This window comes from Kribbella sp. NPDC020701 (assembly GCF_055562215.1).
On sequence record NZ_JBVHFT010000031.1, the window covers coordinates 39,763 to 57,902 of the forward strand.

Consider the following 18,140-nt stretch of genomic DNA (forward strand, 5'->3'; position numbering starts at 1 on the left):
ATGCTGCGCAAACGCAAGCTCAGCCTGGCCGGAATTGCCGTCGGTGCGCTCGCGCTGATGGTGAGTACGTCCGTCCCGCTCGCCTACGGGCACGGTTGGACGAATTCGCCGATCAGCCGCGCGAAGCTCTGCCAGAACGGCGCGGTGCAGAACTGCGGCCAGATCCAGTGGGAACCGCAGAGTGTCGAAGGGCCGAAGGGCTTCCCGGCCTCGGGTCCGGCGGACGGTGTGCTCTGCTCGGCCGGGCTGTCCCAGTTCCATGAGTTGGACGATCAGCGTGGGGGAGCCTGGCCGGCGACTGAGTTGACCGCCGGTGCGGGCTACACGTTCACCTGGCACCTGACCGCACCGCACTCGACGACCGACTTCAAGTACTACATGACCAAGCAGGGCTGGGATCAGAACGCTCCGCTGACGCGAGCGACGCTCGACCTCAACCCGTTCCTGACCGTAACGATGAACGGTGGCCGGCCGCCGAACGACGTTTCCCACCCCGGAACACTGCCGAGCGGCCGGACCGGACGGCACATGATCCTGGCGGTCTGGACCATCAACGACACGGCGAACGCCTTCTATCAGTGTTCGGATGTCAATTTCTGATTCAACCGGAGGTTTCGCCAATATCTTTCGCGGGAAGTGCACTCCTTGAAATATCCGCCCCGTATTTCAAGGAGTGTCCCCATGAAATCCGTACTCCGACGTGTCCTCATCCCCGTGGTCGCCGTCCTCGCGGGGCTGCTGCCCGCGGTGGTGGTGGTCGAGCAGGCCTCCGCGCTGACCAAGCTGACGCACTCCCAGGCGACCGCGATCTTCAGCGCCGCCGGCATCACCTGGTCGTCCAGCGGCGGCTGCTCCGACTGGAACAACCCGACCTGTACGTCGTTCACCAACATCAACGACTCCACCGTGTACGGCGTACGCACCCTGAAGCAGGCGAGCGGGTGCGCGGTGAACATCACCGGTGGGACCGAGACGGGTCACGCCAGCGGAACCTACAGCCACCGCAACGGCTACAAGGTCGACATCACGAAGTACACGTGTGTCGGCAACTACATCCACAACACCTTCACCCGGATCGCCAACCGCGGTGACGGCGCCGCCCAGTGGCGCTCCGGCGCCGGCAACATCTACGCCGACGAAGGCAACCACTGGGACATCACCTACTACAACTGCGGCGGCTGCTGAGTCGTTGTGGCGCCTGCGTCCACTCCAGGTGAGTGAGCCACTGGAGTGGGCGCGGGGGTGGAGTACTAGGCTTCGGGGCGTGATCACTGAAGTTTCCGGCCACACGTTGCTGGTGTTCGTCGGCATTCCCGCTTTGGTCGTCGCGGTGCTGGCGCTGCTCGTGTTCGCGTCGTCCATCGCACAGGGCCCGCGTTACCGCCCGGGGCTGTCCTGGTGGGCTCCGCCGGTCTGGATCAACGGTCCGACCGCGACCAAGCCCGACCCGGCCCACCTGCCCGAGCTGCCCGGCGCGCCGGGGACCACCGCGACCGCCGGCACCGGCGTCGCCCGTACGACCGGAGGCGCAAGTGCCAGCTGGTGACGCATTCACCCCGGACCAGCTCTACGACATCGAGAGGGCGGTCCGGCACGCCGAGGAAGTCTCCGGCCTGAACTTCTCCGTGTACGTCGGCGGAGCGGACTCCGAGACCCGTCCGTTCGCCCTGGAGCTGCTGAACGAGCTGGACGACCCGGACCACAGCGTCCTGGTGTACGTCGACCCGGCCGGCCGCCGCCTCGAGATCGTCACCGGCTCGCAGGCCAGGCGGCAGCTCTCGGACACTGCTGCCGGTCTGGCCGCACTAGCCATGCAGACGTCGTTCGCCACCGGTGACCTCACCGGCGGTCTGGTCACCGGCGTACAGCAGCTTGGCGAGCACGGGCACCAGGCCCCGCTGCTGCACGCCAACGAGCCGCACCAGCAGTGACCCCGGCCCTGCAGCCACACCGCATCGAGCTGGACGACGTCGTACTGCGTCCCTTCGTGGCGACTGACGAGACTGCGGTGGCCGAAGCGTTGCGGGACCCAGGCATCCTCCGCTGGACCGCTGGTACGGCGGTCATTCGCACGCCGGCGGACCAGCGCGCCCTGACGTGGTTGGCGCCCCGCATCGACGGCTGGGCGCGTGGCAGCGCCGTCTTCGCGGTTGCAGACGCAACGACCGACTATGTGCTGGCCAGCGTGTCGGTCCGCGACGTGAACCGAGTCCCGGACCAGGCCCTGGTCGCGTACTGGGTCAGCCCCGCCGCCCGCGGCCGGAGGCTCGCAGCCCGCGCACTCGACGCGGCAGCCCGCTGGGCCTTCGCACCGGAAGGACTCCGACTCCATCGCCTGTCGCTGGACCACGCACTGGTCAACGAGGGCTCATGCCGCGTCGCACTGCGGGCGGGTTTCCAGCTCGAGGGCACCATGCGCGACTACTACGTCGAGCCGACCGGTCAGCGGCACGACTCCCACCTGCACGCGCGGCTGGCGACCGACAACGTCGATCAGCCGCCGGAAGCGTCCGCCGGCTCGTAGGTCGGGCAGGCCGAGTTGGGGTAGGCGCGCTGCGTCTTCGGATCCAAGCAGAGGTCGAGCATCTGCTCCGACGACTTTCCGGGACCGAGATACAGCACCCAGGTGTCGGTGATCGGCTCCATCGAACTGTCCGCGAGGCCCGGATACTGCCCCTCGACGAGCATCGCCTTGGCCGGTACGCCGGCCTTGATCAGCTTGGCCGCGGCCTTCTTCGCGGTCTGGTCCGCGTCCATGCCGACGTCGGTCGGGTACTTGTCCAGGATCGCGATCCATTGCCCGCGCTTGAACACGGGCGACGTGGCCCCGGTGTTCACCGGCGGCGGCGTACTGGTCTGCGTCTTGGGCGCGGTCTTGGGTGCCGTGTTCGCGGGCGCCGGATTGCGGTCCGCCTTGGTGGTGTTCCCGTCCGCGGTCGCCACCGGCGCGGCGGGCGCTCCCGCTGCTCCACCATCGGGTACGACGCCCAGCCGCAAGCCGTCACCGGATTCGTCCGGCGTGGACGATCCCTTGGTCAGGATGAACGCGAACACCGCGACCAGTGCTGCCGCGGCCACGATCGCCGCACCGACCGCACTGTGCGAACGCTGGGCCCTGCGCTGCCGCGGCGGGGGATCGCTGCGTCGCGGGGCGGGTTGTCCGGCGGGGGCCTGGGCGGTGGGAGGCTTCTGATGTCTCCGCGCGGCCCGGGCGGGCGGCTTCCGGTGATCGACGGGTGTCACGGCACGGGCCCCTCCCCAGACTCCCTTTGGATGGATATACCGCAGGCAGCTTAGACCGAACGACCGAATAAGTGAGCCTCTCTCAGGTGGGCAGAATCTCTTTTACCGTAGGGGAGTTGCCGCCCGCAGCCGAGTCATCACAATGCGCCGACGAACATTCGTTTGACGCATACCGGCAGCAGTCGAACCATCACGGTCAGGTGCCGGACGGGATTCCGTCGCGCTTGGGGCTGGGCCGGGTGTCCAGGGCGTCGTCCAGCCAGGCGTCGACGTCGACTCCGGAACTGAGGATGTGCCGCACATACGAGGCGCGCTCGTGACTGAGAACCTCCAGTTCCCACACGCACGGAGCCGCGCCGATCGGGGCAGGACGGAGGTCGTCGACCTCCATACCGCTGAAGATGCTGAGGCGGGACTGGAAGTCTTTGGCCCAGCTCTGCACGACCAGGTAGATGCCGTCCTCGCCCAGGTGCAGTACGACGACGGCCAGGCCGAGCGACCCCATCGCGTCGTCGAACTCGAGCTGCCGGGTCGCGGTGGCGCGCGCGGCCTCGACCATCTGGTCGTCCCACTGCCGTCCGCGGGCGGTGACGACGTACGGCTTCACCAGGCGATGTGGATAGCGCCATGGCATCAGCGGAGTCACCGGGCGGGGTCGATAGGCCTCTGCCAGTCCGGTCAGCGCAACAGCTGCCGCACCAGCCAAGGCGGGATCAGAGGCAGGCACCGCCCCAGTCTTACCGCACCGAGGTCCAACGCGACACTGCCGGTCTCAGCCGCGGCTGAGACCGGCAGTGATCGAGGCAGCTCAGGCGACGATGTCCTGCGCCTGAGCGGCGATCGCCCGGGTCAGATCGGCCTGCGCCTCGGTGACGTAGCGCAGCGTCGGGGCGTCGACCGACGAGGACTCCGCCGCCAGCCACTCGGTCAAGGCGTCCAGTGCGGCCTGGTCCGCGAGGTGGCGCGGCGACAGGTAGACGAGCACGTTCTCGCCCATCGACGAGCCGAGGCGGGTGTACACGTCTTTGGCCGCGCTCAGGTACTTCCCGACGTACGGCCGGAGCAGGTCCTCCTGGCCCGGCTGCTGGAAGCCGAGGATGGTCCGGAACTGCGTCTCGTTCGGGGTGTCCTCGGACTCCACCGCGATCTGCCAGGCCTCCGCCTTGGCCTCGGCGGTCGGCCGGGCGGCGCGGGCCTGGGCGGCCCGTTCCTGCCCGGTGATGGTGGTGTCGCGGGTCAGCTCGTCCGCGATGTCGTCCGCGCCGATCCGGCCGAGCCGTGCGAGCGCCACGATCAGCGTCCAACGCAGGTCGGTGTCGACGACCAGGCCCGACGGCAGGTCGCGGCCGTCCAGCCAGCCGGCGAGCCGGTCGGCACCGGCGTCGGAGAAGGTCGCCGAGCTGTACGCGCGGGCGAAGGCGAGCTGGTGGTCACTCCCCGGCTGGGCGTCGGCGAGCAGGCCCGCCACCGCCTCCTCGAACTGAGCCCGCAGGGCCGGGCGGTTCTCGGGTGCGGAGTACAGGTTGATCGCGCTGGTCGCCTGGCCGAGCAGGGACCGTACGCCGGTCAGGTCGGTCTCGGCCCGGATCCCGCGCAGCACGATGCCGACGTACTGGCTGGCCGGCATCTCCGCGTCCCGGGTCATGTCCCAGGCCGCGCCCCAGGCGAGTGCCCTGGGCAGCGATTCGGTCAGCTGGTCGATCGACTCGACCAGGGTCGCCCGGGAGCGCTCGTCCAGCCGGATCTTGGCGTAGGTGAGGTCGTCGTCGTTCAGCAGCACCAGGTCCGGCTGGGAGGCGCCGGTGAGCTCGGGCAGGTCGGTGCGCGGCCCGTCGATGTCCACCTCGAACCGCTCGGTCCGGACCAGGCCTTCGGCGGTCCGGCGGTACAGGCCGACGGCCAGCCGGTGCGGCCGCAGCACCGGGAACTTCTCGGCCGCGGTCTGCTCGATCGCGAACGAGGTGAACGAGCCGGAGGCGTCGACGGCGAAGTCGGCCCGCAGCGTGTTGACGCCGGCGGTCCGCAGCCAGCGTTCGGTCCAGTCGTCCAGGTCGCGGCCGGACGCCTTCTCCAGCGGCTTGAGCAGGTCGGCCAGCTCGGTGTTCCCGAACGCGTGGTCGGCGAAGTACTCCTTCAGCGCCTTGATGAACGTGTCCTCACCGACGAACGCGACCAGCTGCCGCAGCGCGGACGCGCCCTTGGCGTAGGTGATGCCGTCGAAGTTCACTTCGACCGCGTGGAAGTCGACCATGTCGGCCGCGATCGGGTGCGTCGAGGGCAGCTGGTCCTGCCGGTAGGCCCAGTTCTTCCGGGCGTTGCAGAACGTCGTCCAGGCACCGTCGTACTTGGTCGTCGCGACCGCCTGCGCCCAGTGGCTGGCCCACTCGGCGAACGACTCGTTCAGCCACAGGTCGTCCCACCAGGTCATCGTGACCAGGTCGCCGAACCACATGTGCGCGAGCTCGTGCAGCACCGTGTTCGCGCGGGCTTCCAGCTCCGCGTGCGTGGTCCGGCTGCGGAAGATGTACTCGTCCCGCAGCGTCACGCAGCCCGCGTTCTCCATCGCGCCCATGTTGTACTCCGGCACGAACGCCTGGTCGTACTTGTGGAACGGGTACGGCGTACCGAAGGCCTTCTCGAACAGCTCGAAGCCCTGCTTGGTCACCTCGAACAGGTCGTCGACGTCCAGCGCCTCCTTGAGCGACGGACGGCACAGCAGCGACAGCGGGTACGACCCGTGCGCCCCTTCGTAGGTGTCCGTGACGACGTGGTACGGCCCGGCCACCACAGCGGTGATGTACGTCGAGATCCGCTCGGTCGGCGGGAACTCCCACCGGGCCAGCTCCTCGCCGTTCGCACCCTGGTACGGCGTGGGCTCCGGAGTCGGAGCGTTCGAGATGACGACCCAGCGGGCCGGTGCGGAGACGGTGAAGGTGAAAGGGGCCTTGAGGTTCGGCTGCTCGAACGTGGCGAACACCCGGCGCGCGTCCGGCACCTCGAACTGCGTGTAGAGGTAGGTCTCCTTGTCGGCCGGGTCGACCGAGCGGTGCAGCCCTTCACCGGTGCGCGAGTACAGGCAGTCGGCGACCACCGTGAGCTCGTTGCGTTCGGCCAGACCGTCCAGCTGGATGCGGGCGCCGTCGTACACCGTGTCCGGATCCAGTGCCACGCCGTTCAGCCGCACCTCGCGGATCTTCTCCGCGATCAGGTCGGCGAAGGTGCTCGCGCCGGCTTCGGCCGCGAAGGTGATGGTGGTCACCGACGGGAACGTCGGGGTGCCGCTCGGGGCGGTGGTCAGGTCCAGTTCGACCGTGTAGGTGACGTCGCTGACCACGCCGGCGCGGGTCCGCGCCTCGTCGCGCGTGAGGTTGGTTCCAGGCATGTCGGCATCCTATGCACCTGGCTGTCGGCTTGGCTGAGGGTTTCCCCGCGACATTGGGTATTGGATACCAAGCCGGTATCTACGATTCTTCAACTTTGTATGATGGGGAATATGACTGCCTCTGCCGATTTCTGGTTCGACCCGGCCTGCCCCTGGGCCTGGATGACCTCTCGCTGGATGCTCGAGGTCGAGCAGGTGAGAGATGTGAAGACGACCTGGCACGTGATGAGCCTGGCCGTCCTGAACGATGGACGCGACAACCTGGACGAGAAGTACAAGCAGAATCTGCGCAACCTGTGGGGTCCGGTCCGGGTGCTGATCGCGGCCGAGCAGGCGCACGGCAACGAGGTGCTGCTGCCGCTCTACACCGCGCTCGGCCAGCGCATCCACGTCGCCGGCCGCGGCATCGGCGACGGCAAGGGTGATGTGGTCAAGGAGGCCCTCGAGGAGGTCGGGCTGCCGGCCTCGCTGCTCGAGGCCGCCGACACCGACCGGTACGACGATGCGCTGAAGAAGTCGCACCACGCGGGCATGGACCTGGTCGGCATGGAGGTCGGTACGCCGGTCATCGCGGTCGAGGGCACGGCGTTCTTCGGGCCGGTGGTGACCCCGGCGCCGAAGGGTGAGGCGGCCGGCAAGCTGTGGGACGGCGTCCGCCTCGTGGCCGGCACCGAGGGCTTCTTCGAGATCAAGCGGACCCGGGATCGCGGGCCGATCTTCGACTGATTCGGTCTGTGGTTCAAGGGTTGAATTCGCCCGCTCCCGTCGGTGAAAGTTGCTCACCAAGAACTTCGTCGAGTGGTGAGTAGGTACCAGATGACCCTGCGTGACGAACTGCCCGTCGGTATCGCCGTGTTCGACCGTCACACCGGGCAGTTCGTCCAGCAGGTGAACGCCGATCATCAATTCCGTTCGGCGTCCGTGGTGAAGCTGCTGATCGTGCTCGATTACCTCTGGGATCGCGGCCCGGCGGACGACGTGCCGGCGGCGGACCAGAGCCGGCTCGAGGTGATGCTGCGGAGCAGTGACGACGACGCGGCGAGCTATTACTGGGATCACCTCGGCGGTGCGGCGATCGTCGATCGGATGGTGGCGCGGCTCGGCCTGACCCACACGGCCGGGCCGCCCGCCACCCATCCGGGCTTCTGGGGGTACGTCGCCATCACGCCCGCTGACACGGTCCGCGTCTATCGATACATCCTGGACCGTGCGCCGCTGCCCGTACGCAAGTACGTGATGGACCTGCTGCACCAGGCGACCCGCTATGGCACCGACGGTTTCGACCAGTACTTCGGGATCGCATCGGTCTTCGATCCGGAGTTCAGCATCAAACAAGGCTGGTCCGGATTCCACGGGTCGAGCGGCTACGCCAAGGACCGGGCGAAGCCGGAGTCCCTGGTGGACCTGGTCAGTGACGCACTCCACACCACCGGGACCGTCGGGCCGGACGACCGAGCCATCGTCGCCGTGTTCACGCTGCACCCGCCGGGAACGGAGTACGAGAAGGCCTACGCCGAGGTCACGCGGCTGACCGGGTCGCTGACCGTGCCCGGCGTGCCGGATCGCCGGTAGGAGATGCGAGACTTCTGGCCATGCGAGTGCACATCGGCTCCGACCATGCCGGCTTCGAACTGAAGAACCACTTGGTCCAGCACCTGACAGCTGCCGGGCACGACGTCGTCGACCACGGCCCGGCCGTGTACGACGCGGTCGACGACTATCCGCCGTACTGCCTGCGGGCCGGTGTGGGAGTGGTCGAGGAGCCGGGCAGCCTCGGCATCGTCATCGGCGGCTCCGGCAACGGCGAGCAGATCGCCGCCAACAAGGTGAAGGGGGTCCGGGCGATCCTGGCCTGGAGCACCGACACCGCACGGCTCGGCCGCGAGCACAACAACGCCAACGTGATCAGCGTGGGCGCGCGGATGCACTCCGAGGAGGAGGCGGCCGGCTTCGTCGACACGTTCCTGGCGACCGACTACTCCGGCGAGGATCGGCACACCCGCCGGATCGACATGCTGTCGGCCTACGAGTCGACCGGTGTGCTCCCGCCGGTCTCCTGACGCTTCGACTGGTCGGTCTCGTCGTTCGGCGCCGTCGTACGGCGGTTGACCGGCTGACGCGGGCGGGACACGTCGCGAGCCCGCATCGACCGGCCGGTGCCGACCACCGCCGGAGTGGGCGGACCACTCCGGCCCTTGGAACCACTTGTCGTCCCCATATGAGGAATCATGCCTGAAGGTCACACGCTGCACCGGTTGGCGAACGACGTCTGGGATGCGTTCGGCGGCCGCCCGGTCCAGACATCCAGCCCGCAGGGCCGGTTCGTCGAGGGCGCCATGCTGCTGAACGGGCACGTGCTGCGGCAGACCGAGGCTCACGGTAAGCACTTCCTCGCCGACTTCGAGGGCGCCGGTTGGCTGCACATCCACCTCGGGCTGATCGGCAAGATGGACATCATGGCCGCACCGGTCCCCGAACCGGTCGGCCAGGTCCGCCTCCGCCTGCAGAACGCGACGTCGTACGCCGATCTGCGCGGAGCGACCGTGTGTGAGGTGCTGACCGACGGCGAACGCGAGACGCTGATCGCACGACTCGGCCCGGACCCGCTGCGCGACGACGCGGACCCCGAGCTGGCGTGGAAGCGGATCCATCGCAGCAAGCTGCCGATCGGCCGGCTGCTGATGGACCAGGAGGTCCTCAGCGGTGTCGGCAACGTCTACCGCGCCGAGGTGCTGTTCCGGGCCAAGCTGAGTCCCATGACGCAGGGCAACCTGGTCAAGAAGCGCGAGTGGCAGGGCATGTGGGACGACCTGCTCGAGTTGATGAAGTACGGCGTCGAGACCGGCCGGATCGACACGGTCGCCGACGATCACACGCCCGAGGCGATGGGCCGGGATCCACGCAGCGACGATCATGGCGGCGAGGTGTACGTGTACCGGCGGCAAGGGCAACGCTGTCATGTCTGCCACTCGGTGATCCGGACCGAGATCCTGGCCGGCCGCAACTTGTTCTGGTGCCCGAAATGCCAGCGCACCGGACTCACTCGCAAGAGCTGACAGTCATCAGTTGTGTCACGGCCGGATGCACGGACCGGGTCGTGCCGTTATCTTCTTCACACCATGAGGAGGAGCGGCGCGCTCGCGCAGGTACGACGCATCGGCAGCCTGGTCGAAACGCTGGGCCGACGCGCCCGCCGATCCCATCGGCTCGCCTTCGTCGCGTTGACGCTGACGTCGATCGTCTTCGCCGTCTCCGGCCTGGCCTGGGAGACCTTCGTACCGGCGTCCTTTCTGATCATCCCGCTGGTGGTCGGCGGCCTGCTGCTGAGGTTCCGGGAGTTGGTGGCGCTCACCGTGATCACGGTGATCTTCGGCGCGTACGTCGTCCTGTCCCGCGGACCGACGCTGCCCCGGATCGGCTTCGTGCTGGTCCTGCTGATTGTCGCCTGGATCATGCTCACCAGTGCCAAGGTGCGCAGCCGGCTCGGAGTGCCGGGCACACGTGGCGAGTCGATGCTGATGGAGTTGCGCGACACCCTCACCGCACAAGGCGAGTTGCCGCCGCTGCCAGCCGGCTGGCTGGCCGAGGTGGCGATTCGCTCGGCCGGCGGTTCGACGTTCTCCGGTGACTTCGTGGTGTCGACGACCCGCGACCACCTGCTCGAGGTCGCGCTGGTCGATGTCTCGGGCAAGGGAATCGACGCCGGGACCCGGGCGCTGCTGCTGTCGGGTGCGTTCGGTGGACTGCTCGGCGTCGTACCGGTCGAGGAGTTCCTGCCTTCGGCGAACCACTACCTGCGCCGACAGGACTGGGACGACGACTTCGCCACGGTCGTCCATGTCGCGATCGACCTGCGGACCGGGGAGTTCGACGTACGCACGGCAGGCCATCCGCCGGCGATTCAGTTCGACGCGTGGTCAGGGCGGTGGCAGACGCGGGACGCGGACGGCCCGCTGCTCGGGTTGGTGGACGCACCGGAGTTCCTGGTGAACCACGGGCAGTTGAAGCCCGGCGACGCACTCTTGCTGTACAGCGACGGCATGGTCGAGACTCCGCGCCGCGACATCGGCCGCGGCACCGACCGGCTCGTCGGGCACGCGGAACGCCTTGTCGCACACGGCTTCGAGGGCGGAGCCGCAGAGCTCGTCGCGTCTGCCGGCGGGCCCGGCGACGACTCCGCGATCGTCATCATCCACCGCATGGCCCACGCGTAGGCACGTCGCTCCCGCGATGGCGTAGCCTGCTCCGTCGTGACGATCGATGGGCTGGGCGACACCTTCGGCCAGGACTCTGATCGGGCGGCGCCGGAGGTGTCGTTCGAGGAACTGGTCGCGATGATGCCGGGGGCGGTCCGGGAGGTGTTCCCGCCGGACCGGTGGCAGCTGGAGAAGCTGTGGGCGCTCGATCTGAAGGTCGAACCGGTCGAGATCGCGGACCTGGTCTGGCTGTTCGACCTGCCGCTGTGGCAGCTGGACGGCGAACGCTTCAAGGTCACGCCGAACCAGGTCGCCGAGACCCCGATGAACTTCCGCGCGCACTACCAGCGGGTGATGGATGCTGACCTCGACCATCCGATCAACCTCGTTGCGTACCGCGGCCGCCTGGTCGTCCTCGACGGCGTACATCGCTTGCTCAAGGCGCACTTCCTCCGCCGCCGCTGGATCGAAGCGACGATCGCGACTGCCACTCAGCTGCAGTCCTGCATGCTGTGAAGTGCAAGTAGCGACTTGCACATTGCGTTCCGGCGTGACACGGTTGTGGGTATGGAGAGCGTGGAGCGTGAGGTGTTTGTCGAGGCTCGGCCGGAGGTGGTCTGGGCCGCGGTGACGCAGCCCGAGGCGTTTGCCCGGTGGTATGCGTTCGGTGGGGTGGAAATCGATCTGCGGCCGGGTGGGCGGCTGGTGATGCGCTGGGATGAGCACGGTGAGTATCTCGGCTTCGTGGAGAAGGTCGAGCCGGGGCGGCGGTTCGCGTATCGGTACGCCGTCGACCCGGGCGTCGTGCCCGCACCGGGGAATTCGAACCTGGTGGAGTTCACGCTGACGCCGGAAGGCGAGGGCACCCGGTTGCGGGTGGTGGAGTCCGGGTTCGAGCGGCTGGACGTGTCGGCGGAGGAGCGGCTCAAGCGGGCCGACGAGTCCGCACAGGGTTGGGATGGCGGTCTCGCGGCCCTGACGGAGTTGGCGCCTACGCTGTGACGACTGTTGACGGGGTGCTCGAGGCGCTGGGGGATCCGACCCGGCGGATAGTGGTGGAGTTGCTGGCGACCGGCGGTGGACGGACGGCAACCTCACTGGCGAGCGAGCTGCCGGTGACCCGGCAGGCGGTGGTGCAGCACCTCGCCGTCCTGCGCGATGCCGGCCTGGTCGAGAGCAGGCGCGAGGGGCGCGAAGTACGCTTCGAGCTACGCCCCGCGGCCCTGACTGCCACCGCGGCCTGGATGGCCGACGTGGCCGCCCAATGGGACCACCGCCTGGCCGTCATCACCGAACTGGCCGAAACGTCGGAGATCGAGGCAGCGCTCAGGCAACCCTCGGCGCCGGAGGTCGAGACCCGCGACATGCCGTGACTGTTGTTGATGACGCGTCACCATTACTATGGGTGCTATGACATCGCACAGCGACGAGTACGCGCCGAGCACGGCCGAGTGGGTCCGGAACCAGGTGGACAAGGTCACCGAGGCCGGGACCACCGAAGCGGTCGACATCATGGGGATGAAGGTGGTGCTGCTGACCATGCGCGGCGCCAAGTCCGGCAAGATCCGGAAGGTCCCGTTGATGCGTGTCGAGCACAACGGTGTGTACGCCGCCGTCGCGTCGCTTGGTGGTGCACCGAAGAACCCGGTCTGGTACTACAACCTGAAGGCCGACCCGAAGCTCACCCTCCAGGACGCCGACGTCACGAAGGAGTACGTCGCCCGCGAGATCGAGGGTGCCGAGTACGACGAGTGGTGGACGCGGGCCGTCGCCGCCTACCCGCCGTACGCGGAGTACCAGACCAAGACCAGCCGGAAGATCCCGCTGTTCGTGCTCGACCCGATCAAGTAGCCGATCCACCGGGCGTGCGCGGGCCCGTTAAGTCCGCGCACAGATCCGGCGTGGGACGACGGCCGGTCACCGGGTCGGGCCCAGGCCTGTGAGACGCTGGCGACGGCGGGGTCGAATGGATCCGGCCCGGCGCGCTGCGTCGACGGAGTTCTGGGAGTCGTCCTGACCACACACGACGCGGTGCAGGAACCGTTCGTCGGGTCGACGCGGTTGCGTCTGGCCGGACTGGCACTGCATGCCTATACCGCGAGCGGAACGGTGCTCGCGTTACTGATCGTCATCGCCGCCATCGACGGGGACGCGGTCCGGGCGCTCTGGCTCGGCCTCGCGGCCCTGGTGATCGACGGGACCGACGGCATGCTCGCGCGCCGGCTGCGGGTGAAGGAGACCATCCCGTGGTTCGACGGCGCGATGCTGGACAACATCGTCGACTACCTGACCTACGCGTTCGCCCCGATCGTGCTGCTCTGGAGCGGGGACTACCTGCCCAACGGCGCCTGGGGCGCGGTGCTGGCGGCGCTGCCGTTGCTTGCCTCCAGCTACCAGTTCTGCCGGGTCGACGCGAAGACCGACGACCACTTCTTCCTCGGCTTCCCGAGCTACTGGAACGTGGTCGCGTTCTACGTGGTCGTCCTCGGCCTCAGCCCGGTCACCACCGGCGTGATCCTGGTGGTCTGCTCGGTGCTCGTCTTCATCCCGGTGAAGTACATCTACCCGTCGCGGACCAAGGTGTTCCGCTCGCTGAACCTGATCACCACCGCGATCTGGCTCGCGGCGTACGCCGTACTGCTGGCACAGATGCCCGACCCCAACACGATCGTGGTCGCCGTCTCGCTTTCCTACCTCCTGTACTACGGAATCCTCAGCCTGTACCTCACCTTCTGGGCACCTAGGCGCAAGGTCAGCTGAGTGGTTCTTGGTCTCGGCGCGGCGCTCGGCGCCGCGGTGCTCTTCGGTGTCGCCTCGATCCTGCAGGCGGTCGGTTCGCGCAAGGTCCCGACCGAGTCCGAGCTGGACCCGAGGCGGCTCGGCGGGTTCGTGGTCGCGCTGCTCAAGCAGCCCGCGTTCCTCGGTGCCCTGGTGCTGAACCTGGCCGGCTTCGCGCTGCACTTCGTTGCCTTGCGCCTCCTTCCGCTGTACCTCGCCCAGGCCGGCATCGCGGCCAGCCTGGTCGTGACCGCCCTGCTCGCCACCCGCCTGATGTCGGACCAACTCAGCGCGCTCGAATGGTCGGCGGTGATCGCGGTCTGCGTCGGCCTCGGCCTGCTGGCGGTGTCGGCCGGCAACGCGGGGGACAGCGCTGAGCATCACGGCCTCACGATCGGCATCATCGTCGGCCTCGTCACGATCGCCGTCCTCGGCGCCCTCGCGAGCCGCTCGCAACACGGCGTTTCCACCGCCCTGCTCGGCCTCCTGGCCGGCCTCGGGTACGCCGGCGTCGCGATCTCGGCCCGCTTGCTCCAGGACGGCTCGATCGGCGAGCTCCTCCGCAGCCCCACGACGTACACCCTCCCGATCAGCGGAGCTCTCGCGTTCCTCCTCTACTCACTGGCCCTGCAACGCGGATCGGTCACGCTCGCAACCACCCCGATGATCGCCCTCCAAACCATCACCCCCGCCGCCGTAGGCGTCTTCGTCCTCGACGACGCCGTCCGCGCCGGCTGGTGGCCCGGCGCCATTTCCGGCTTCCTCCTCACCGCCGCCGGCGCCCTCATCCTCGTCCGCTTCGAATCAGTCAAGTCCTAGATCACCTGGCCCACGCCACGCGCCCGCCCGTCGTGTGGAACGGCTGGGGGCTGTCTGCGGGCGACTGTAGGTTGACGGCATGTTGACCACGTTGGCTGTGGAGAACTACCGGTCCTTGCGGCGCGTGGTGATGCCGTTGCGCGGGCTGAACGTCGTGACCGGAGCGAACGGGACCGGGAAGTCCAGCCTGTACCGCGCGCTCAGATTGCTTGCGGACGCCTCCCGGAACGGCGCGATCGCGGCCCTCGCGCGCGAAGGTGGCCTGCAGTCGACCCTCTGGGCCGGTCCGGAGCACGTGCGAAAAGACAGACCCGTCCAAGGAACGGTGCGGACGGCGCCGGTGGCACTGCGGATGGGCTTCGCGTCCGAGGACTACGGCTATGCGGTGGATTTCGGTATGCCGATCCCGACTCTCGGCGTACGCAACGAGGCATCGGCGTTCAACCTCGACCCCGAGATCAAGCGGGAGTCGCTCTGGGCCGGGCCGTTCCTGCGACCTGCCGCGCTGCTGATGGAGCGAGGTGGCGGCGGCGCACGCATCCGGGACAGCGACGGTTCGTGGCAGGACGGCGGACATGTGCTGCAGCCGTTCGACAGCATGCTCAGCGAGTTCGCCGACCCTCAGCGAGCGCCCGAACTGCTCGCATTGCGGGAGCGGATGCGGGCCTGGCGGTTCTACGACCATCTGCGGACCGACGCGGATGCCCCCGCTCGGCGGATGCAGATCGGCACGCGGACCCCCATCCTGGATCCGGAGGGCGCTGACCTCGCGGCCGCCTTGCAGACGATTCGGGAGATCGGTGCGAAGGGCGAGCTCGACGACGCGATCGAACTGGCGTTTCCGGGGAGCCGGGTCGAGATCCTCAACGCCGAAGGAAGGTTCGAGATCGCGTTCCGGCAGCACGGACTGCTGCGGCCGTTGTCAGGTGCCGAGTTGTCGGACGGGACGCTCAGATATCTGTTGTGGGTTGCTGCGTTGCTCACACCGCGACCGCCGGAGTTGCTCGTCCTCAACGAGCCCGAGACCAGCCTGCACCCGGATCTCCTGCCTGCGTTGGCGAATCTGGTCGTCACCGCCGCCAAGGACGCCCAGGTCATCGTGGTCACCCACTCCCGGCCCTTCGTCGCCGCACTCGATGCGCTCGTCGACGACCTGCACACCATCGAACTGGTCAAGGACCGCGGCGCCACCACCATCGCCGACCAACGCCCCCTCGACGAGCCGCCGTGGAAATGGGCCTCGCGCTAATTTCCACGTCGAGCCGACTCGACGCCCGGTGTGCGTAATGCCCCAGGGTTCGCGGACCCGCGGGCGCACGTTGTCGGCCGGTGCTTTCTCGCCCGCTTGCCCACTCACCTGGAGGGTTGCCCGGTCAGATTCTCAGTGGGCAACCCTCCAACTGAGGGGCTGCCCACTGAGTTGGAGGGTTGTCCGACCGCGACCGCGACCGCGACCTCGTCGGCGGCTAGGACTGCGCGCAGCGGTTTTGCTTGCTCGGACGCTCGCGGTTCGAGGGGTCGAATGCGTTCAGGTGGTCGGGCAGGTCGGAGGCCACCCGCCTGTCGTTGTTCGCCCGGGCGATCAGAGGCGAGGACTCACCCGACCTGACCGCCTACCCGGGTTCAGCAGGCGGTCGAGGTGTTCGACAGCTGAGGCTAGGGCAAGCGCCGGAAACGGATCGCGTCGGCGATCACGTACCCGTCCGCGTTGTCGCTGAGCTCCACGTAGGAGTCGATGCCGGCGTTGAAGGTGAAGGTGCCCAGCGAGACCCATTCGCCGGTGCGGGGATCGGGTACGCCGCGAACACGCTGGTTGACCGTGACAGTCGTCGTACCGGCTGCGTGGTGTACGACGTACTTCGCGTTGGAAGCGCGGTTGGGGTCGGCGGTGTACGAGGCGAACACCTCGTAGCTGCCAGCGCCTGGGATGGCCGGTCGGAAGCGGGCCAGGTTCGCACCGGTGCCCTTGGCGTGGGTGAGGTAGTTGAAGCCGTAGTACCCGAGGATGCTCCGGCCGCTCGCCCACGTGCCGACCGTCTCGAAGCCGAGCCCGCCGTTGTCGACGGTGACCTCCTCCCGGACGTCAGCGGTCGCCGCCGCTGTCACGAGAGTCAGTTGCTCGACTGCGACCGCCGTACCGCCGCCTCTGCCAGTGCCGGCAAGAGTGAAGCGGACGGTGTGCCGGCCCGGCTGGAGACGGCGCCGGTCTAGCAGTACGACGTCGTACCCATCGCCGCGGAACGCGGTCAGGTCGATCGCACTGGTGCGCGGAGCCTGGCCATCGACCGTCACCGTGACCAGTCCGCCGTCGGACGAGCGGTAGTAGCGCAGCCACAGCTCATAGGTGTCGTCGCGTTCTACCTGGAGCGCCTGCTCGATGTACGCGCCTGCAGCGGCCACCGGCAGTCTCGGATAGTTCATGTCGTACGTCGCTGTCGTGAGCGTCGGCCCGGTGGCCAGACTGTCGCGGCCCTGGGTCAGCCACTCCAGATTGAAGCGAGCGACCGCCACGCGACGCGGACTGCCGTCAACGTCACCGTCGCAGCCGTAGAGCAACACGATGGTTCCGTCGGACAGCCGGGCGAGGTCGGAGTAGTACCCCCGGAGCTGGCTGATCGAGCGGCTGTAGCGGAACGACTTGCCCTCGTCATAGCTCAGCGAGACGGTCATGTTCCACCGCATCGGAGCGTCCGGCCGACTGAACAGCACCCGGTTGACGTCATGGCTGCCCGGACCGCCCGTGTACCGGTGGAAGCCCATGTCACAGCCGTTGAACAGCCCCGCGCTGAACTCCATCACCGCACGGGACCAGGTGAGCCCGTCGTCGTTGCTGATGGCGAAGTCACGCGGCCAGTCGTTGCCGGAGCCCGGGCGGCTGTTCATCAGCACCGAGCCGTCTTCCCGCTGCAGCAGTCGCGCCTCGCCAACCGTGGGCAGGCCGGTCCCCATCGGCACCTCACCACCGATCTTCCAGGTGCGGCCGTGGTCATCGCTGTAGACCGTGGAAGCGCCATAGCTGCGGTCGGCCGCAGGTACGCCGGTGATGATCGTGCGGTGCGACACGGTGAGCAGGAGCCGGCCGGAGTGGAGCTGAATACCGTGGCCGGGGCCTGGACCGTGCATCTCCCAGTTGAATGGGAAGCTGTCGAACAGACCGTCCAGACTGTGCCGTTCGCTCCAGGTGACGCCGCTGTCGGTGCTGGAGCGATAGTGCAGGATGCCGGTGTCCGAGGAGCAACTTGTGTTCTCCGGCAGACGCGCACAGAGGTTGTAGAACAGGAACACTTCGCCGGTGGTGTTGTCGGCGACGAAGGTGGGGTTGGCCCAGCTCTGCCCGTCCACTGAGGTTTCCACGGCCTGGGTGGGCGTCCAGGTCTGTCCGCGATCCAGACTGCGCCGGATGAGCAGGTCGTGCGGCCCCGCATCACACACCTCGTGGCGCCCCTCGGTACACGCGATCAGCGTGTCGTTGGGCAGTGCAACGAATCCATAGACGAAGTAGCTAGCCAGCGGGTCGACGGTGTTGTCCCACAACGTCGTCTCACTGAAGAACGGCGCCGCAGCCTGACGATGCTTACCCCCACGACCACGCGGCGGCGGTGCAGCACCGGCACTCACCGGGACAGCGGCCGCGGCAGCACCCGCCGCAAGCCCAAGATTCAACGTACGACGACTGATCGGCAAGCTCATCCACTTCTCCTCACCGGGCGAAAGGTGCCAGG

Annotated in this window: 22 protein-coding genes; 17 read left to right on the forward strand and 5 right to left on the reverse strand. The window is 68.1% G+C overall.

The genetic code is table 11. The annotated features are described in order from the left end of the window. From ACZ3HV_RS42065 to ACZ3HV_RS42085, 5 genes are all read left to right on the forward strand, one after another. Positions 1 to 600 carry a lytic polysaccharide monooxygenase auxiliary activity family 9 protein gene (locus tag ACZ3HV_RS42065; protein WP_465693302.1) on the forward strand — a complete coding sequence of 200 codons (600 nt, stop codon included), beginning with the start codon at positions 1 to 3 and terminating at the stop codon, positions 598 to 600. Positions 601 to 681: 81 nt separating this feature from the next. Continuing rightward, the gene (locus tag ACZ3HV_RS42070; RefSeq protein ID WP_465693304.1) at positions 682 to 1,185 is read left to right on the forward strand and encodes a hypothetical protein; all 504 of its coding nucleotides are present in this window, start codon (positions 682 to 684) and stop codon (positions 1,183 to 1,185) included. 79 nt (positions 1,186 to 1,264) lie between these two features. Then, positions 1,265 to 1,546 carry an aa3-type cytochrome oxidase subunit CtaJ gene (gene ctaJ / locus ACZ3HV_RS42075; protein ID WP_465693306.1) on the forward strand — a complete coding sequence of 94 codons (282 nt, stop codon included), beginning with the start codon at positions 1,265 to 1,267 and terminating at the stop codon, positions 1,544 to 1,546. Beyond that, positions 1,533 to 1,931: a DUF5130 family protein gene (locus ACZ3HV_RS42080; RefSeq protein WP_465693308.1), complete on the forward strand. Its 399-nt coding sequence runs from the start codon at positions 1,533 to 1,535 to the stop codon at positions 1,929 to 1,931. The genes ctaJ and ACZ3HV_RS42080 overlap by 14 nt, the downstream gene beginning before the upstream one ends. Then, positions 1,928 to 2,524: a GNAT family N-acetyltransferase gene (locus ACZ3HV_RS42085; RefSeq protein WP_465693310.1), complete on the forward strand. Its 597-nt coding sequence runs from the start codon at positions 1,928 to 1,930 to the stop codon at positions 2,522 to 2,524. Before ACZ3HV_RS42080 ends, ACZ3HV_RS42085 begins: the two co-directional genes overlap by 4 nt. On the opposite strand, the gene ACZ3HV_RS42090 is transcribed toward ACZ3HV_RS42085, so the two are convergent. The 3 genes from ACZ3HV_RS42090 to pepN form a co-directional block, all read right to left on the reverse strand. Continuing rightward, positions 2,494 to 3,078 carry a hypothetical protein gene (locus ACZ3HV_RS42090; protein WP_465693312.1) on the reverse strand — a complete coding sequence of 195 codons (585 nt, stop codon included), beginning with the start codon at positions 3,076 to 3,078 and terminating at the stop codon, positions 2,494 to 2,496. The two genes, ACZ3HV_RS42085 and ACZ3HV_RS42090, sit on opposite strands and share 31 nt — an antisense overlap. A 361-nt stretch (positions 3,079 to 3,439) precedes the next feature. Then, complete coding sequence (locus tag ACZ3HV_RS42095; RefSeq protein ID WP_360370703.1) at positions 3,440 to 3,970, reverse strand: hypothetical protein; 531 nt, start codon at positions 3,968 to 3,970, stop codon at positions 3,440 to 3,442. A gap of 81 nt (positions 3,971 to 4,051) precedes the next feature. Continuing rightward, on the reverse strand, positions 4,052 to 6,625 hold the full coding sequence (gene pepN, locus ACZ3HV_RS42100) for an aminopeptidase N (RefSeq protein WP_465693314.1): 2,574 nt from the start codon (positions 6,623 to 6,625) through the stop codon (positions 4,052 to 4,054). 111 nt (positions 6,626 to 6,736) lie between these two features. On the opposite strand from pepN, the gene ACZ3HV_RS42105 reads away from it, so the two are divergent. The 3 genes from ACZ3HV_RS42105 to ACZ3HV_RS42115 all read left to right on the forward strand — a co-directional run bounded on the left by ACZ3HV_RS42105 (position 6,737) and on the right by ACZ3HV_RS42115 (position 8,685). Continuing rightward, on the forward strand, positions 6,737 to 7,351 hold the full coding sequence (locus tag ACZ3HV_RS42105; protein ID WP_465693316.1) for a mycothiol-dependent nitroreductase Rv2466c family protein: 615 nt from the start codon (positions 6,737 to 6,739) through the stop codon (positions 7,349 to 7,351). 75 nt (positions 7,352 to 7,426) lie between these two features. Beyond that, complete coding sequence (locus ACZ3HV_RS42110; RefSeq protein ID WP_465693318.1) at positions 7,427 to 8,197, forward strand: serine hydrolase; 771 nt, start codon at positions 7,427 to 7,429, stop codon at positions 8,195 to 8,197. Positions 8,198 to 8,217: 20 nt separating this feature from the next. After that, positions 8,218 to 8,685 (forward strand): ribose-5-phosphate isomerase, encoded by a 468-nt coding sequence (locus ACZ3HV_RS42115; RefSeq protein WP_360370714.1) that lies wholly within the window; start codon positions 8,218 to 8,220, stop codon positions 8,683 to 8,685. Here the strand turns inward: ACZ3HV_RS42115 and ACZ3HV_RS42120 are convergent. Continuing rightward, a complete protein-coding gene (locus tag ACZ3HV_RS42120) occupies positions 8,649 to 8,843 on the reverse strand; it encodes a hypothetical protein (protein WP_360370717.1) in 195 nt (64 codons plus the stop codon). The two genes, ACZ3HV_RS42115 and ACZ3HV_RS42120, sit on opposite strands and share 37 nt — an antisense overlap. A 10-nt stretch (positions 8,844 to 8,853) precedes the next feature. Here ACZ3HV_RS42120 and ACZ3HV_RS42125 point away from each other — a divergent pair, with 10 nt between their 5' ends. The 9 genes from ACZ3HV_RS42125 (at position 8,854) to ACZ3HV_RS42165 (ending at position 15,667) form a co-directional block, all read left to right on the forward strand. Then, positions 8,854 to 9,681 carry an Fpg/Nei family DNA glycosylase gene (locus ACZ3HV_RS42125; protein ID WP_465693320.1) on the forward strand — a complete coding sequence of 276 codons (828 nt, stop codon included), beginning with the start codon at positions 8,854 to 8,856 and terminating at the stop codon, positions 9,679 to 9,681. A gap of 63 nt (positions 9,682 to 9,744) precedes the next feature. After that, the gene (locus ACZ3HV_RS42130) at positions 9,745 to 10,839 is read left to right on the forward strand and encodes a PP2C family protein-serine/threonine phosphatase (protein WP_465693322.1); all 1,095 of its coding nucleotides are present in this window, start codon (positions 9,745 to 9,747) and stop codon (positions 10,837 to 10,839) included. A gap of 36 nt (positions 10,840 to 10,875) precedes the next feature. Then, positions 10,876 to 11,337 carry a hypothetical protein gene (locus tag ACZ3HV_RS42135; protein ID WP_465693324.1) on the forward strand — a complete coding sequence of 154 codons (462 nt, stop codon included), beginning with the start codon at positions 10,876 to 10,878 and terminating at the stop codon, positions 11,335 to 11,337. Between the two features lie 51 nt (positions 11,338 to 11,388). After that, positions 11,389 to 11,823, forward strand: coding sequence for an SRPBCC domain-containing protein (locus tag ACZ3HV_RS42140; protein WP_465693326.1), 435 nt, complete (start codon positions 11,389 to 11,391; stop codon positions 11,821 to 11,823). After that, complete coding sequence (locus ACZ3HV_RS42145; RefSeq protein WP_465693328.1) at positions 11,820 to 12,194, forward strand: ArsR/SmtB family transcription factor; 375 nt, start codon at positions 11,820 to 11,822, stop codon at positions 12,192 to 12,194. Before ACZ3HV_RS42140 ends, ACZ3HV_RS42145 begins: the two co-directional genes overlap by 4 nt. Positions 12,195 to 12,231: 37 nt before the next feature. Continuing rightward, complete coding sequence (locus tag ACZ3HV_RS42150) at positions 12,232 to 12,672, forward strand: nitroreductase family deazaflavin-dependent oxidoreductase (protein ID WP_465693330.1); 441 nt, start codon at positions 12,232 to 12,234, stop codon at positions 12,670 to 12,672. Between the two features lie 180 nt (positions 12,673 to 12,852). Then, entirely contained in the window at positions 12,853 to 13,581 is a 729-nt protein-coding gene (locus tag ACZ3HV_RS42155; protein ID WP_465693332.1) for a CDP-alcohol phosphatidyltransferase family protein, read from the forward strand. After that, positions 13,582 to 14,418, forward strand: a complete 837-nt coding sequence (locus tag ACZ3HV_RS42160) for a hypothetical protein (protein WP_465693334.1) — start codon at positions 13,582 to 13,584, stop codon at positions 14,416 to 14,418. A gap of 79 nt (positions 14,419 to 14,497) precedes the next feature. Continuing rightward, positions 14,498 to 15,667 carry an AAA family ATPase gene (locus ACZ3HV_RS42165; protein WP_465693336.1) on the forward strand — a complete coding sequence of 390 codons (1,170 nt, stop codon included), beginning with the start codon at positions 14,498 to 14,500 and terminating at the stop codon, positions 15,665 to 15,667. A 407-nt stretch (positions 15,668 to 16,074) separates the two neighbouring features. On the opposite strand, the gene ACZ3HV_RS42170 is transcribed toward ACZ3HV_RS42165, so the two are convergent. Continuing rightward, entirely contained in the window at positions 16,075 to 18,108 is a 2,034-nt protein-coding gene (locus ACZ3HV_RS42170) for a golvesin C-terminal-like domain-containing protein (RefSeq protein ID WP_465693338.1), read from the reverse strand. Positions 18,109 to 18,140: the final 32 nt, after the last annotated feature.

Excerpts from the sequence above, each read along its gene's own strand:
- ACZ3HV_RS42130 (WP_465693322.1), top strand. The coding sequence starts at position 9,745 with ATGAGGAGGAGCGGCGCGCTCGCGCAGGTACGACGCATCGGCAGCCTG.
- ACZ3HV_RS42125 (WP_465693320.1), top strand. The coding sequence starts at position 8,854 with ATGCCTGAAGGTCACACGCTGCACCGGTTGGCGAACGACGTCTGGGAT.
- ACZ3HV_RS42105 (WP_465693316.1), top strand. The coding sequence starts at position 6,737 with ATGACTGCCTCTGCCGATTTCTGGTTCGACCCGGCCTGCCCCTGGGCC.
- pepN (WP_465693314.1), bottom strand. The coding sequence starts at position 6,625 with ATGCCTGGAACCAACCTCACGCGCGACGAGGCGCGGACCCGCGCCGGC.
- ACZ3HV_RS42140 (WP_465693326.1), top strand. The coding sequence starts at position 11,389 with ATGGAGAGCGTGGAGCGTGAGGTGTTTGTCGAGGCTCGGCCGGAGGTG.
- ACZ3HV_RS42150 (WP_465693330.1), top strand. The coding sequence starts at position 12,232 with ATGACATCGCACAGCGACGAGTACGCGCCGAGCACGGCCGAGTGGGTC.
- ACZ3HV_RS42165 (WP_465693336.1), top strand. The coding sequence starts at position 14,498 with ATGTTGACCACGTTGGCTGTGGAGAACTACCGGTCCTTGCGGCGCGTG.
- ACZ3HV_RS42065 (WP_465693302.1), top strand. The coding sequence starts at position 1 with ATGCTGCGCAAACGCAAGCTCAGCCTGGCCGGAATTGCCGTCGGTGCG.
- ACZ3HV_RS42115 (WP_360370714.1), top strand. The coding sequence starts at position 8,218 with ATGCGAGTGCACATCGGCTCCGACCATGCCGGCTTCGAACTGAAGAAC.
- ACZ3HV_RS42120 (WP_360370717.1), bottom strand. The coding sequence starts at position 8,843 with ATGGGGACGACAAGTGGTTCCAAGGGCCGGAGTGGTCCGCCCACTCCG.
- ACZ3HV_RS42070 (WP_465693304.1), top strand. The coding sequence starts at position 682 with ATGAAATCCGTACTCCGACGTGTCCTCATCCCCGTGGTCGCCGTCCTC.
- ACZ3HV_RS42170 (WP_465693338.1), bottom strand. The coding sequence starts at position 18,108 with ATGAGCTTGCCGATCAGTCGTCGTACGTTGAATCTTGGGCTTGCGGCG.